The organism is Marinobacter adhaerens HP15 (assembly GCF_000166295.1).
GTDB classification, from domain to species: Bacteria; Pseudomonadota; Gammaproteobacteria; order Pseudomonadales; family Oleiphilaceae; genus Marinobacter; species Marinobacter adhaerens.
Genome location: NC_017506.1, coordinates 1,097,901 through 1,111,851 on the forward strand (window position 1 = coordinate 1,097,901; position 13,951 = coordinate 1,111,851).

The 13,951-nt window shown below is 53.4% G+C and carries 13 protein-coding genes; 12 read left to right on the plus strand and 1 reads right to left on the minus strand.

The window, feature by feature from the left end; genetic code table 11:
* Nucleotides 1–20 precede the first annotated feature (20 nt).
* The 9 genes from HP15_RS05340 to HP15_RS05380 all read left to right on the plus strand — a co-directional run bounded on the left by HP15_RS05340 (nt 21) and on the right by HP15_RS05380 (nt 10,172).
* Nucleotides 21–2,624, plus strand: coding sequence for a TRAP transporter permease (locus HP15_RS05340; protein ID WP_014576539.1), 2,604 nt, complete (start codon nt 21–23; stop codon nt 2,622–2,624).
* 154 nt (nt 2,625–2,778) lie between these two features.
* Nucleotides 2,779–4,704 carry a threonine--tRNA ligase gene (gene thrS, locus HP15_RS05345; protein ID WP_014576540.1) on the plus strand — a complete coding sequence of 642 codons (1,926 nt, stop codon included), beginning with the start codon at nt 2,779–2,781 and terminating at the stop codon, nt 4,702–4,704.
* Nucleotides 4,701–5,246, plus strand: coding sequence for a translation initiation factor IF-3 (gene infC, locus HP15_RS05350; RefSeq protein WP_081449820.1), 546 nt, complete (start codon nt 4,701–4,703; stop codon nt 5,244–5,246). The genes thrS and infC overlap by 4 nt, the downstream gene beginning before the upstream one ends.
* A gap of 95 nt (nt 5,247–5,341) precedes the next feature.
* Entirely contained in the window at nt 5,342–5,533 is a 192-nt protein-coding gene (gene rpmI / locus HP15_RS05355) for a 50S ribosomal protein L35 (protein ID WP_007151842.1), read from the plus strand.
* A 50-nt stretch (nt 5,534–5,583) separates the two neighbouring features.
* Nucleotides 5,584–5,937, plus strand: coding sequence for a 50S ribosomal protein L20 (gene rplT, locus HP15_RS05360; protein WP_008170485.1), 354 nt, complete (start codon nt 5,584–5,586; stop codon nt 5,935–5,937).
* A gap of 151 nt (nt 5,938–6,088) precedes the next feature.
* Nucleotides 6,089–7,087 (plus strand): phenylalanine--tRNA ligase subunit alpha, encoded by a 999-nt coding sequence (gene pheS / locus HP15_RS05365; RefSeq protein WP_014576543.1) that lies wholly within the window; start codon nt 6,089–6,091, stop codon nt 7,085–7,087.
* Nucleotides 7,088–7,147: 60 nt separating this feature from the next.
* Nucleotides 7,148–9,520: a phenylalanine--tRNA ligase subunit beta gene (pheT, locus tag HP15_RS05370; RefSeq protein ID WP_014576544.1), complete on the plus strand. Its 2,373-nt coding sequence runs from the start codon at nt 7,148–7,150 to the stop codon at nt 9,518–9,520.
* Nucleotides 9,521–9,523: 3 nt separating this feature from the next.
* Nucleotides 9,524–9,826, plus strand: a complete 303-nt coding sequence (ihfA, locus tag HP15_RS05375; RefSeq protein WP_007151838.1) for an integration host factor subunit alpha — start codon at nt 9,524–9,526, stop codon at nt 9,824–9,826.
* Complete coding sequence (locus tag HP15_RS05380) at nt 9,807–10,172, plus strand: MerR family transcriptional regulator (protein ID WP_008170477.1); 366 nt, start codon at nt 9,807–9,809, stop codon at nt 10,170–10,172. The genes ihfA and HP15_RS05380 overlap by 20 nt, the downstream gene beginning before the upstream one ends.
* A 66-nt stretch (nt 10,173–10,238) precedes the next feature.
* On the opposite strand, the gene HP15_RS05385 is transcribed toward HP15_RS05380, so the two are convergent.
* Nucleotides 10,239–10,427 (minus strand): YgaP family membrane protein, encoded by a 189-nt coding sequence (locus HP15_RS05385; RefSeq protein ID WP_041645105.1) that lies wholly within the window; start codon nt 10,425–10,427, stop codon nt 10,239–10,241.
* 130 nt (nt 10,428–10,557) lie between these two features.
* On the opposite strand from HP15_RS05385, the gene HP15_RS05390 reads away from it, so the two are divergent.
* From HP15_RS05390 to HP15_RS05400, 3 genes are all read left to right on the plus strand, one after another.
* On the plus strand, nt 10,558–11,178 hold the full coding sequence (locus HP15_RS05390) for a Crp/Fnr family transcriptional regulator (protein WP_227499707.1): 621 nt from the start codon (nt 10,558–10,560) through the stop codon (nt 11,176–11,178).
* A gap of 276 nt (nt 11,179–11,454) precedes the next feature.
* A complete protein-coding gene (locus HP15_RS05395; protein WP_014576547.1) occupies nt 11,455–12,804 on the plus strand; it encodes a tyrosine-type recombinase/integrase in 1,350 nt (449 codons plus the stop codon).
* Nucleotides 12,805–13,935, plus strand: a complete 1,131-nt coding sequence (locus HP15_RS05400; RefSeq protein ID WP_014576548.1) for a hypothetical protein — start codon at nt 12,805–12,807, stop codon at nt 13,933–13,935.
* Nucleotides 13,936–13,951 lie beyond the last annotated feature (16 nt).

Genomic DNA, 13,951 nt, shown 5'->3' on the forward strand with positions numbered 1-13,951 from the left:
TTTACGTACGGGACTAATTTATGGCGACGAGCGATCCGGCTAACGGAGCTGGTGCTGGTGGTAGCAGTAATGTAGACCAGATCCTGCAGACTGAAACCGGGGGCAGGGCGACCAGTGGATACGCTGCGGTTATTCTCTTTATCGTTCCCCTGGTGTGGTCACTGTTTCAGCTCTGGATTGCGTCACCGCTGCCCTATATCTTCAATTTCGCAATCTTTAATTCCACGGAAGCGCGCTCAATCCATCTTGCGTTTGCTGTTTTCCTGGCATTTTCTGCCTTCCCGATGATCAAGGGGCGGCATGTAAATATCGTCCCCATCTACGACTGGATTCTGGCGCTTGTTGCTGCTTTCTGCGCCTCATACCTCTACGTTTTTTACGAAGAGCTTTCAACGCGACCCGGCGCGCCAATCACTCAGGATTTGTGGGTTGCGCTTATCGGCCTCGTGCTTTTGCTGGAAGCAACGCGTAGGTCGCTCGGGCTCCCGCTGACTATCGTTGCTGCGGTCTTCATCACATACTCGATTGCCGGCCCCTACATGCCGGATGTGATTGCCCATAAAGGCGTGAGCCTCAGTAAACTGGCGTCTCACCAGTGGCTGGGCACCGAAGGCGTGTTTGGTGTTGCACTTGGGGTTTCCACCAGCTTCGTTTTCCTGTTTGTGCTTTTTGGTGCGTTGCTTGAGCGGGCGGGTGCCGGTAACTATTTTATAAAAGTTGCCTACGCCATGTTGGGGCATATGCGAGGTGGCCCTGCCAAAGCCGCCGTGGTCTCCAGCGGTCTGAGCGGCGTTATTTCCGGTTCGTCCATCGCGAACGTTGTCACAACCGGCACGTTCACTATTCCACTGATGAAGCGAGTCGGCTTTCCGGCGACCAAGGCCGGTGCTGTAGAAGTTGCCGCATCCACCAATGGCCAGCTCACGCCGCCCATCATGGGCGCTGCCGCCTTTCTGATGGTCGAGTACGTTGGTATCTCCTATCTGGAAGTGATCAAGCACGCGATTCTGCCGGCGATGATTTCCTACGTGGCGCTGATCTATATCGTCCATCTGGAAGCCTGCAAGCTCAACATGCAGGGCATTGAGCGCCTCAACAAGCCAACCCTTGCCCAGCGCCTGTTGAACTGGGTCGTTATCCTGATTGGCCTGAGTGTCCTGACCCTGGCGGTTTATTACGGGGTCGGCTGGACCAAGACGCTTTTCGGCGAGGCGGCGATGTGGGTATTGGCCCCGCTGCTTGTACTGATCTATGTTGGTCTGGTTGGCTACGCCACCCGATTCCCTGAGCTCGAGGAAGACGATCCGGAAAAGGACATGGGCGAATTGCCGCCTGTTGGTCCGACGGTAAAGACCGGTCTGTACTTCCTTCTCCCCGTTGTGGTGCTCGTGTGGTGCCTGACTGTTGAGCGTTTTTCACCGCAGTTGTCGGCGTTCTGGGCCACGCTGTTCATGATTTTCATCGTCGTGACACAGCGACCGTTGAAGGCCTTTTTCTACAAGCACGGTAATTTCCTCGGTGAATTCAAGGACGGTGTGTTCGATCTGGCGCACTCGCTCGCCACCGGTGCCAGGAACATGGTGGGTATCGGCGTGGCAACTGCCACCGCCGGTATCGTGGTGGGCACGGTCACCCTGACCGGTATCGGCCTGGTGATGACCGAGTTTGTCGAGTTCTTGTCGGGCGGTAACCTGCTGTTGATGCTTATCTTTACGGCAATCATCAGCCTGATATTGGGCATGGGCCTGCCAACCACTGCCAACTATATTGTTGTATCCACCCTGATGGCACCGGTAATTGTCACTCTGGGGGCCCAGAACGGCCTGATCGTGCCCCTGATCGCCGTCCATCTGTTTGTTTTCTACTTCGGCATTCTGGCGGATGACACGCCGCCCGTGGGGTTGGCGGCTTATGCCGCCGCCGCCATATCCGGAGCTGATCCCATACGAACGGGTATTCAGGGCTTTACCTACGATATCCGGACAGCGATCCTTCCGTTTATGTTCATCTTCAACACGCAGTTGTTGTTGATTGGTCTGACGGGCTGGTTCGATCTGCTGGTAACGATCTTCAGCGCGGTAACCGCCATGTTGGTCTTTTCCGCGGCCACTCAGGGCTTCTGGTTTACCAAGAGCTACAAGTGGGAATCACTGCTGTTGCTGTTGATTACCTTTACCATGTTCCGGCCGGGTTTTTGGTGGGACATGATCTACCCGCCAACAGAGGATCAGCCGGGTGCGCAGATCATGGAGTACGTCGAGGATGTGCCCGCTGACAAGCCCATTGTGCTGAAGGCATCCGGAATGACAATCGACGGCGACGAGGTGACCACTTACGTAAGGCTCGAGATTCCGGCTGGCGATTCGCCTGAGCAGCGTCTGATGGACGCGGGGCTGGAGCTCAGCCCGGATGGCGAAAAGATGGCCGTCGACTTCGTCGGGTTCGGTAGCCCTGCAGAGGATGCCGGTATCCAGTTTGGCTGGACCATCGACGCTGTGCAGGTTCACCTCGAACGCCCGCCCAAGGAGCTGATGTTCATTCCCGCGCTGGCTCTGCTTGGGCTTCTGGCGTTTGGTCAGTTGCGTCGACGGGCCCGGGAGGAGGCCGCTGGCCAGCCAGCCTGATGTCATGTCTGTGTCTGTGAAAACCCGGCATTAACCTGCCGGGTTTTTTTCTGTTAGACTTCCGCTCGAAACGGCCCGCGGTTTGTATCGCGCCGTGCCGTCACCATGTGGTCTCTGGTATAGATCACCGCTGAGTAACCAACAGGAGTCTTTCATGCCCGTCGTAACACTGCCCGATGGCAGCCACCGCAGTTTTGCCGAACCCGTAACCGTCCATGATGTTGCCGCCGACATTGGCGCCGGTCTTGCCAAGGCCGCCCTCGCCGGGAAGGTGGATGGTCAGCTTGTGGACACCAGTTATCGAATCGAGAACGATGCCGAACTGGCGATCGTTACGGAGCGTGATGAAGAGGGCGTTGATGTCATTCGCCATTCCACGGCTCACCTGATGGCTATGGCTGTCCAGGAACTGTTTCCCGGTGCCCAGGTTACCATTGGCCCGGTGATCGATAATGGCTTCTACTACGACTTCAAGTACGACCGCCCGTTTACCAACGAGGATCTGGCGCGGATCGAGAAGCGCATGGAAGAGCTCTCCAAGCAGGACTTGCCGGTTTCCCGGTCTATCATGTCCCGTGATGAGGCAATCAAGCTTTTTGAAGATATGGGCGAGGAATACAAGGTCCGTATCATTCAGGATATTCCCGGTGAAGAAGACCTGTCTTTCTACAGTCAGGGCGACTTCATCGACCTGTGCCGTGGTCCCCACGTTCCGAGCACCGGCAAGCTCAAGGCCTTCAAGCTGACCAAAGTTGCCGGCGCCTACTGGCGTGGCGACACGAGCAATGAGCAGCTGCAGCGTGTCTACGGCACCGCCTGGGGCAACAAAAAGGATCTCAAGGCCTATCTGCATCGCCTCGAAGAGGCCGAGAAACGCGACCATCGTAAGGTTGGCAAGAAACTGGGCCTGTTCCATATGCAGGAAGAAGCGCCGGGTATGGTGTTCTGGCACCCGGATGGCTGGTCCCTGTATCAGGAAATTGAACAATACATGCGCCGCAAGCAGCAGGAGCATGGCTACAAGGAAATCAAGACGCCACAGGTGGTGTCGCGGAACCTGTGGGAGAAATCAGGGCACTGGGACAAGTTCAAGGACGACATGTTCACCACCGAGTCGGAAAAACACGACTACGCCATCAAGCCCATGAACTGTCCGTGCCACGTGCAGGTGTTCAACCAGGGGCTGAAAAGCTACAAGGATCTGCCGCTGAGACTGGCGGAATTCGGCTCCTGTCACCGCAACGAGGCTTCCGGAGCGCTGCACGGGTTGATGCGGGTTCGCGGGTTTACCCAGGATGACGCCCACATCTTCTGCGAAGAGGACGCTATCCAGCAGGAAGTGTCGTCATTTATCGAAATGCTCCACGAGATCTATACAGACTTTGGGTTCACTGAAATCCTGTACAAGCTTTCAACCCGCCCGGAAAAGCGGGTTGGCTCTGACGAAGTCTGGGATAAGGCAGAAGCTGCTCTGGAAGAAGCACTCAACCGTGAAGGAGTAGACTGGGAATTGCTTCCGGGTGAAGGCGCCTTCTATGGCCCGAAAATCGAGTTCTCTTTGAAAGACTGTATCGGACGGGTGTGGCAGTGTGGCACTATTCAGGTGGACTTTTCGATGCCAGGTCGTCTGGGGGCGCAGTATGTTGCCGACAACTCAGAGCGGAAGACCCCGGTTATGCTTCACCGGGCTGTATTGGGTTCCTTCGAGCGTTTCATTGGTATTCTGATCGAGGAATACGAAGGCGCTTTCCCGACCTGGCTCGCGCCGACTCAAGTGGCGATTCTCAATATTACCGATAATCAGCGTGATTATTGTCAGAATCTGGCGAAAAAGTGGGATTCTTTGGGGTATAGGGTTAATGCTGACTTGAGAAACGAGAAGATCGGCTTTAAAATCCGCGAGCATACTCTTAACAAGGTTCCCTACCTTGTCGTTGTCGGCGACAAAGAAGTCGAGAACAACGCCGTTGCGGTGAGAACCCGCAAAGGCGAAGATTTGGGAACACTATCGCTTGAAGCGTTTGAGCAACTTTTGCAGAAAGATGTTGAACGCAAAGGCAGAACCAAGACGGAGATCTGATTATTAAACAGCGAACGAATCGGGGTGGGCGTACTCCTAAAGCGCCTATCAATGAGAATATTGACGCAACTGAAGTCCGCCTGATCGATGCCGAAGGCAACCAGGTCGGAATTGTGCCAATTGAGGACGCACTGAAGCAGGCCGAAGAGGCCACCCTTGATCTGGTACAGGTTACGGATTCCGATCCGATCGTCTGTAAGATAATGGACTACGGCAAGAAGATCTTCGAAGAGAAGAAAGCGAAGGCGGCTGCCAAGAAGAAACAGAAGCAGACGCAGGTCAAAGAGCTTAAGTTCCGTCCCGGAACTGAAGAAGGGGATTATCAGGTCAAACTACGCAACCTGATACGTTTCCTTGAAAACGGGGACCGCGGCAAAATCACGATCCGTTTCCGTGGCCGTGAGATGGCACACCAGGAAATTGGTATGCAGCTCATGCAGCGTATTGAAACGGATATTGAAGAGCTTGCCCAGGTAGAGATGCGGCCGAAGATGGAAGGCCGGCAGATGACCATGGTAGTGGCGCCCCGCAAGAAGAAGTGAACCTGATCGGGTGCTTGTCCCCCGCGCATGCGGGGGATTTGTCGTTCAGGGACACATTATTGTTTATTTAAAAATAGAATGCGGAGTTTTAAAAAATGCCTAAGATGAAAACCAAAAGCGGAGCCACCAAGCGGTTCAAGAAGACCGCCACCGGCTTCAAGCACAAGCAGTCCTTCACCAGTCACATCCTGACCAAGAAGAGCCCGAAGCGTAAGCGTCAGCTGCGCGGCACCAAGCTCATCGCCAAGTCAGATGTTGCATCTATCAAGCGTATGACCGCGTGCTGATCCAGCCGCGAGAATCATTCCTTAGAAAGTAAAGGTAGAAGGATAAAAGTATGGCTCGTGTAAAACGTGGTGTGGTCGCACGCCGTCGTCACAAAAAGATTCTCAATCAGGCCAAAGGTTACTACGGCGCTCGTAGCCGGGTATTCCGTGTAGCCAAGCAAGCGGTTATCAAGGCCGGTCAGTACGCTTACCGCGACCGTCGTAACCGCAAGCGCGCTTTCCGCGCTCTGTGGATTGCCCGTATCAATGCTGGTGCCCGCGCTAACGGTCTGTCTTACAGCCGTCTGATCGCTGGTCTGAAAAAGGCTAACGTTGAAATCGATCGTAAGGTTCTGGCCGATCTGGCCATGAACGAGCAGCAGGCGTTTGCCGCTGTTGTTGAGAAGGCCAAAGCATCCCTGTGATCGCTTAGCTCTTTCATCGATTGCTGATCGATATGGGCGCCCCATGATTTCATGATGGCGCCTCCTGATAGGGGAAGGGCACGCTCTTCCCCTATTTTTGTTTTTGAAGTTACGTTTTAAGCACTTCCATTTCTGGTTTGGAGCAGGGTCAATGGAAAACCTGGAGCAACTGGTTCAGGACGGTTTGTCGGCTGTTGAGAGCGCTGACAGCCTGCAGGCACTCGATCAAATTCGTGTTGAATATCTTGGCAAGAAGGGTGTTATTACCCAGCAGGCGAAAACACTGGGCAAGCTTTCTGCTGAGGAGCGCCCTGCCGCCGGCCAGAAGATCAATGAAGCCAAAGGGCAGGTAGAGCAGGCCATCAATGCTCGCCGAAACGATCTGGAACGTGCCGCCATCGAACAGAAGCTTGCCAGCGAATCCATTGATGTGACCCTGCCGGGCCGAGGCCAGGACCTGGGCGGTTTGCACCCGGTCACCCGCACCCTGCAGCGAATCGAACATTTCTTTGCGCGCGCCGGCTACACCGTGGAACAGGGGCCCGAGATCGAAGATGACTACCACAACTTCGAAGCCCTGAATATTCCGGGCCACCATCCCGCCCGCGCCATGCACGACACGTTTTATTTCAACCCGGGCACGCTGTTGAGAACCCACACCTCACCCGTACAGATTCGTACCATGGAAGCCGGCAAGCCGCCATTCCGAATGATCTGCCCTGGACGCGTGTACCGCTGTGATTCGGATATGACTCACACCCCCATGTTCCATCAGGTGGAAGGGCTTCTGGTCGAGAAAAACGTCAGCTTTGCGGACCTTAAAAGCACTGTTGAGGAATTCCTGCGGGTGTTTTTCGAGCGGGACCTTCAGGTCCGTTTCCGGCCATCGTATTTCCCTTTCACCGAACCCTCCGCGGAAGTGGACATCGAATGGGGACGGGAAGCCGATGGCAGCATCAAGTGGCTTGAGGTTATGGGTTGCGGAATGGTGCACCCGAAAGTATTTGAATACTGCGGAATCGATGCTGAGGAATACCGTGGCTTTGCATTCGGTCTTGGTGTAGAGCGCCTGGCCATGCTTCGTTATGGCGTTAACGATCTGCGCATGTTCTTTGAGAACGACCTGCGCTTCCTGCGACAGTTCCGTTAACAGGCAAGATCAAGGCATCCAACCAAACAGGCATAACCGCATCAGGACAAGGCAATAACCATGAAATTCAGTGAACAGTGGCTGCGCGAGTGGGTTAATCCGCAAATCGATACCCAGGAATTGATGGATCAGATCACCATGGCGGGGCTGGAAGTGGACGGTTTCGAACCGGTGGCCGGTCAATTCAGTGGCGTGATCGTTGGCGAAGTCCAGTCGGTGCAGCCCCATCCGGACGCAGACAAGCTCCGGGTATGCCAGGTAAGTGATGGTTCCTCAGAGGTTCAGGTGGTCTGCGGTGCCCCGAATGTCCGCGAGGGCATGAAAGTACCTTTTGCAGTGGTTGGCGCTGTCCTGCCGGGCGATTTCAAGATCAAAAAGGCCAAGCTTCGCGGTCAGCCTTCCGAAGGAATGCTTTGCTCAGAGTCCGAGCTCGGGCTTTCTGAGAACCACGATGGCCTGATGGAGCTTCCTGCGGACGCTCCGGTGGGTAAGGACGTGGCGGATTATCTGAAGCTGAACGACGTCACTATTGATGTAGACCTGACTCCGAATCGCGCCGACTGTTTGTCTATCAAAGGCATCGCCCGGGAAGTGGGTGTTCTGAACAGCATGTTGTTCAACAGCCCCGCAATTGAGCCGGTGGAGTCTGTGCACTCTGAAGTCCCTGATATCCGGGTGGAAGCGCCGGCAGGATGCCCGAGATATCTCGGCCGTATTCTCCGAAACGTGAACCTGCAGGCGGAATCGCCATTGTGGATGCAGGAAAAACTACGTCGCTCCGGTATCCGTTCCATTGATGCCGCCGTGGACGTCACCAACTACGTCATGCTGGAACTTGGCCAGCCGATGCACGCCTTTGACCGTGATGAAATCCACGGCGGGATCGTCGTTCGAATGGCGCGCATCGGTGAAAAGCTTGTTCTGCTGGATGGCCAGGAAGTTGAGCTCACCCAGGGCACGCTGGTGATTGCGGATCACGAAAAGCCAATCGCTATTGCCGGTGTCATGGGCGGCGAGCATTCCGGTGTCAGCCCGAAAACCCGGGATCTGGTACTGGAGTCTGCCTACTTTGATCCGATTACCCTCGCGGGCAAGGCTCGTCACTATGGCCTGCACACTGACGCTTCGCACCGGTTCGAGCGCGGCGTTGACTACAAGTTGGCACGCGACGCCATGGAGCGGGCCACAAGCTTGCTGATGGATATCGTGGGCGGTGAGCCTGGCGAGATTGTCGAGGTTGCCAGCGATGAAGACATGCCCAGGGATCGGGTTGTCGACCTGCGTGCCGGCCGGCTAAACGATGTTCTGGGTATGGAAATCGACCGGACAACGGTTGAGGAAATCCTGACCCGACTTGGTCTGCGGGTCGAGAAGCTCCTGAAAAACGGTTGGCGGGTCAGTGTGCCCAGCTTCCGCCCGGACATCTCCATTGAAGAAGACCTGATCGAGGAAGTGGGGCGGATCTATGGCTACAACAATCTGCCCGTCACCGAGCCCAACGGGTCACTCGGTCTTCGCCCGGAGGAGGAAGCGGTTCGGCCAGTCTCGGCCATTCGAAACTTCTTTGTGGATCACGGCTACCAGGAAGCGGTGACCTACAGCTTTGTTGATCCGAAAGTCCAGCAGTTGGTTGATCCCGACCGTCAGGGCATTGCCCTGGCTAATCCGATTTCCTCGGATCTGTCGGTGATGCGCACCAGCCTCTGGAGTGGGCTGCTGAAGACCGTCGCCTACAACCAGAATCGTCAGCAGCCGCGTATCCGGCTGTTCGAAACCGGCCTGCGGTTCCTTCAGGAAGGCGAGCGGATTGATCAGCAACCGATGCTTGCCGGCGTCGTGGTAGGCAATCAGTTTCCTGAAAATTGGGCGAACGGTCGCAGAACAGCGGATTTCTTTGATGTAAAAGGGGATTTGGAAAGTCTGTTCCGTTTGCTGGGTATCGAGATACGTTTTGTTGGCAGCCAGCATCCTGCGCTGCATCCGGGACAGACCGCAGAGCTCATGCGTGACGGCGAGCATGTGGGCTGGCTGGGGACTCTGCATCCACAAGTTCAGAAAAATCTTGAACTTAATGGCACGATCCTGATGTTTGAGCTATTCTTGAATTCAATCGTTACCGGATATGTGCCTAATTTCAAAGAAATTTCGAAATTCCCGGAAGTTCGTCGGGATTTGGCTATTATTATCGGGAGCGAGGTAGCGTTCGCCGATGTGGAGCGTGTAGCGAGAAAGCATGCCGGTGAGCAGCTGACAGCGTTGCGTGCGTTCGATGTCTATGAAGGTGAGAGCTTGGGCGAAGGTAACCGGAGCCTGGCTTTGAGCCTGTTCTGGCAGCACCCCGAACGTACATTGAACGAGGATGAAGTGCATTCGCTCTTCAACGGTGTGATCGACGCATTGAAAGAAGAGCTGGGGGCAACACTGAGGAGTTGAGAAATGGCGGCTTTGACGAAAGCGGAAATGGCAGAGCGGTTGTACGAGGAATTGGGCCTTAACAAGCGCGAAGCCAAGGAAATGGTAGAAGCTTTTTTCGACGAGATCAGAGGCGCTCTCAGCCACAACGAGCAGGTGAAGCTTTCGGGTTTCGGTAACTTCGATCTGCGGGACAAGAAGCAGCGGCCGGGACGGAACCCGAAGACCGGCGAAGAGATTCCGATCAGTGCACGGCGAGTTGTTACGTTTCGCCCGGGACAAAAACTAAAGCAAAAAGTAGAAGCGTATGCTGGAACCCAGTCATAACAACGAACTTCCCACGATTCCCGGGAAGCGTTACTTCACCATCGGTGAGGTGGCGGAACTATGCGCGGTAAAGGCGCACGTCCTGCGGTATTGGGAGCAGGAGTTTCCGCAGCTTTCGCCCGTAAAGCGTCGGGGTAACCGGCGCTATTATCAGCGCGCAGACGTTATCACGATCCGCCAGATTCGCAGTCTGCTTTATGATCAGGGCTATACCATCGGTGGTGCCAAGCAGAAGCTGAGCAGTCACGAGGTAAAGGACGATACTTCCCAGTATAAGCAGCTGATTCGCCAGATGATTACGGAGCTTGAGGAAGTACTTGAGGTGCTGAACGCGCCGGTCAAATAGGGCTTCCGAAAGTCATAAGAAAAGCCGGGGCAGCGACGTTGCCCCGGTTTTTTTATGCCTGCAGGTTTATTGCTTCTTGCAGGTCTTGATGCCCAGAATTGAATAGGCGGGGCAGTTGCCCACTGCGGCAGTGGCCAGAGGAACGATGCCAATCCAGCCCCAGGCGGTTTGTGGGCCCACAAATACGAGCGCCAGAAGTACGATGCCAACAATGGCCCGAATGATACGGTCCGCAGGTCCCATATTAATGCTCATGATCCATTCTCCTTGGTTGATTTGAGGCAGTAAGGCCACTCTAACGCCTGCTCCCGGGCTGTTCAGTGATAAAGTCACACAAGGAAAAGCACTGGATAAGCTAGTCTCGTTAACTATGGAAAAACTGACGTTGCAACACAGCATTCTTGAAACATTGCCGGAATCCCTTCGGCGGGACGCTCTGAACGGACTGCAGGCGATTCAATTTGAGCATGGAAAGGTGCTCTTTAGAGCGGGAGATCCGTGTCAGGGCCTTCCACTGGTGCTCCATGGCAGTGTAAAGGTTCAGATGACAGGGCTGTCGGGGAATAGCATCGTCCTGTACAGGATGGGCGCGGATGACATTTGCACGCTCTCGATCGGGTGCCTGATGACCGGTGACGGCTTTCGCGCAGAGGCCGTGGTTGAGGAGGATGCCAAAGTGTTGATGGTGCCCAGGGGGTTGTTCGATCGGCTCATGGACCAGTCCGCCGATTTCCGGCTGGGCATAATGGAGTCTTACGGTCGCCGCCTGAATGATCTGATGCTGCTGGTGGAGGAGGTTGCGTTCAGGCGAATGGACGAACGACTTCTTCACTGGCTTGAGGCAAGAGCCGGGCAACGTGCAATCACCATCACCCACCAGGAGCTTGCCATTGAGCTAGGCACAGCGAGAGAGGTGGTAAGCAGGCTGCTCAAAGAGCTTGAGCGAAAGGGCAGGTTGCGTCTCGCGCGCGGCAAAATTGAATTTACGGGTTCGTTTGCCGAGTAAGTGCCTATAACAAAAAGCCCGGACCTTTCGGCCCGGGCTTTTTTGTCGGAATCTGGTCGGGACGGTAGGATTTGAACCTACGACCCCTTGCACCCCATAAAGGTTTATAGCCATCCAACAGAGTCTAACCCAATCTAGCCTAAAACTCTTTCCCACTGATTTAATTGATTTTTCCATTTTGTGTTTTCCAACGGAATCCAATACCATCCAGTTTAAGCGATCGAGAAACGGTGACCAAACGGTGACGAGAATCCGGTCTTCATTGAGTGGGTGGTAATGGGAACGATTACAGACAAACAAATGAACTCAAAGCCAGGGAAGTCGATCTGGTTGACTGAGGATGCTCCGAGGGGATGTGGGCGTTTCATGGCCCGCATTCTGAAAAGCGGGGACAGACTGTTTTACTTCCGATATACCAATTCCCAGGGTGAACGGGTCTTCCTTCCTGTAGGTAATTACGATCAGTCTGGTAAGGACGGCCTAACCCTGCGAGAGGCGCGAACGAAGGCCGGTGAGCTATCCCGCTTATACCAGGCTGGCATTCGGGATCTGAGGGAGTATCAGGAGGCAGAGGAGGACGCACGTAAGGCCACCCATGAGGCAGAGATGGCCAGGTTACGGGCTGAGCGAGAGGCTGCAGAGGCAGAAAAAGCACGCCAGGCCGCCCGTAAGACCGTGACGGAGCTTTTTGAGCATTGGGCGGACATCGATCTTAAAAACCGGAAAGATGGCGGAGCAGAGGTTCGTAGGCTCTTTGAAAAGGATGTGCTTCCTAAAATTGGTCAGCTTGCGGTTGAAGATGTCAAAAAGGGCCATGTCACAGAGGTCGTCGATGCGCAGCTTAATCGCGGTGTGACCCGCATGGCAAAGCTGACGCTGAGCCTCATCAGGCAGATGTTTCGTTTTGCAGTAGACCGGGATTTGATCGAGTACGACCCCACGGCCAGTATCCGGAAGTCAAAAATTGGTGGTAAAGACGTTGAGCGCGACAGAGTATTGAATGACGGGGAAATTAAAGCGCTTGCCAATCAGATCCCCGATGCGCAGATGTTGCCTTCCACATCCATCGCTATCTGGATCATGCTGACAACTTGTTGCAGAATCGGAGAGCTGATTAAAGCGGAGTGGGTCGATGTGAATTTAAAGCAGGGTGCTTGGAAGATCCCTGCGGAAAACAGTAAGAATGGTAAGCCGCACGAAATTGCTTTATCCAGCTTCGCTGTGGCTTGGTTTAAAGACCTGGAGAAGCTATCCGGGGATTCTCGATGGTGTTATCCGAACTCATCAGATACTGGCTCAGTCTGTCCCAAATCAATCACCAAGCAAATTCGTGATCGACAGCTTCCCACCGGTAAAGAGCCAAGCAAAGGGCGAAGCTCAAAGGCTCAAGCACTCGTTCTTTCAGGTGGAAAGTGGACCCCACATGATCTCCGGCGAACTGGGGCAACAATAATGACCGCGCAGGGTGTGATACCCGAGGTGGCTGAACGTTGCCTCAACCATACTGAAGAAAATAAGGTGAAGCGAGTGTACCAGCGCCACAGTTACGGCCCTGAGACGAGAGAAGCATGGGATTTGCTGGGTGCCCATGTGCGAAAACTGTTTTATATGGGCATAGGTAATTGAATGATGAGTTCTACAGCTGATGCCCTCAACCGCAAAAGCCAAGAAGATCTGGCTGACGTTGAATATCTCAAGAAATTATGGGACGAAGAAAAAGGTAGTTTCTTCGATGCACTGGTTAAGGCCGAGACGGGAGTTTGGACCTATTGTCCTCCGCAACACCAAGTCTATGTGAAGACTCTTTACCTTGATCGACATGATAAGGTTATTACTTGCACTTACACCCCTTTGGACGTGCTCAGCCCTCTGATTAAAATAGAGAACTCCACACTCAAGGAAATTGAGAGAATCGGTAAAGCGAAAATATCTTGTGCTGAAAATGTTGCAGAAGCGAATAACAACAAAGTTATTGTTCATTTCGATTACGATGATGATGACGATAAAAAAACATCGGTTGAAATAACTGTCCCAATGCCCGGAATTACTGGACGGGGCGCTGACTCGCTGAATATTCGGTCATTAGGTAATCGATACTGCTCATCAGAACAGCTATATGTTTTTTCGGTATTTAAGGCGGGAGAGCAGCCTAGAAGTGTTGTGAGGACATTAGATGAGTTGTCTTTTGATGTTACTTTGGCAGACCTGTGGGTGGCAGATCGCGAGGCTGAGATTTTAACCGAGGGCTCCTACTTTAGCAAAAATAAGTTAAAAGAAATACTTGATAAAGATTGGGTTAGTAGTTCGCTGGAATGTTTAAATAATGTTGCTTTTGAGTATAAGGGATATAGAAAAGAAAATGATAGAGATGAAATTTTGAAAGCAGAAATAATGACAAAGCTTTTAAATACTCTTCGCTTAAGCAAGGGTCAGAAATTAAATAGCGCTTTCGATATTTCGGTTGGTCGCTGGTCTGCCTATCGTGACGGAATTTTTGGAGATTCTTCTGGTGGCGAAATCAAGTTGCTAGAGATCGTGAACAGGTTGGCTGAAGTCGATCATGATGCGAAGTTAAATGACCGCAGTCGTTCGCATTATACTTTAAAAAGTTCACCTCTGGAATTTGAAAGGGCATTTAATAATAGAGGTAACAGTTCTGTAGATTTCTGGATTTGGGTTGAAAAAGAAGTCGAGATTTTTAAAAGTAGGAAGTGGGGAGCGCTTTCAAAACACATAAGCGAGTTCATAAGAAACTAATTACTTTAACAGCCCA

What these genes read in the sequence shown, in the direction of transcription:
- thrS (WP_014576540.1), top strand. Translation starts at nt 2,779, where the DNA reads ATGCCCGTCGTAACACTGCCCGATGGCAGCCACCGCAGTTTTGCCGAA.
- pheS (WP_014576543.1), top strand. Translation starts at nt 6,089, where the DNA reads ATGGAAAACCTGGAGCAACTGGTTCAGGACGGTTTGTCGGCTGTTGAG.
- rplT (WP_008170485.1), top strand. Translation starts at nt 5,584, where the DNA reads ATGGCTCGTGTAAAACGTGGTGTGGTCGCACGCCGTCGTCACAAAAAG.
- HP15_RS05385 (WP_041645105.1), bottom strand. Translation starts at nt 10,427, where the DNA reads ATGAGCATTAATATGGGACCTGCGGACCGTATCATTCGGGCCATTGTT.
- ihfA (WP_007151838.1), top strand. Translation starts at nt 9,524, where the DNA reads ATGGCGGCTTTGACGAAAGCGGAAATGGCAGAGCGGTTGTACGAGGAA.
- HP15_RS05380 (WP_008170477.1), top strand. Translation starts at nt 9,807, where the DNA reads ATGCTGGAACCCAGTCATAACAACGAACTTCCCACGATTCCCGGGAAG.
- HP15_RS05400 (WP_014576548.1), top strand. Translation starts at nt 12,805, where the DNA reads ATGATGAGTTCTACAGCTGATGCCCTCAACCGCAAAAGCCAAGAAGAT.
- HP15_RS05340 (WP_014576539.1), top strand. Translation starts at nt 21, where the DNA reads ATGGCGACGAGCGATCCGGCTAACGGAGCTGGTGCTGGTGGTAGCAGT.
- HP15_RS05395 (WP_014576547.1), top strand. Translation starts at nt 11,455, where the DNA reads ATGGGAACGATTACAGACAAACAAATGAACTCAAAGCCAGGGAAGTCG.
- rpmI (WP_007151842.1), top strand. Translation starts at nt 5,342, where the DNA reads ATGCCTAAGATGAAAACCAAAAGCGGAGCCACCAAGCGGTTCAAGAAG.
- pheT (WP_014576544.1), top strand. Translation starts at nt 7,148, where the DNA reads ATGAAATTCAGTGAACAGTGGCTGCGCGAGTGGGTTAATCCGCAAATC.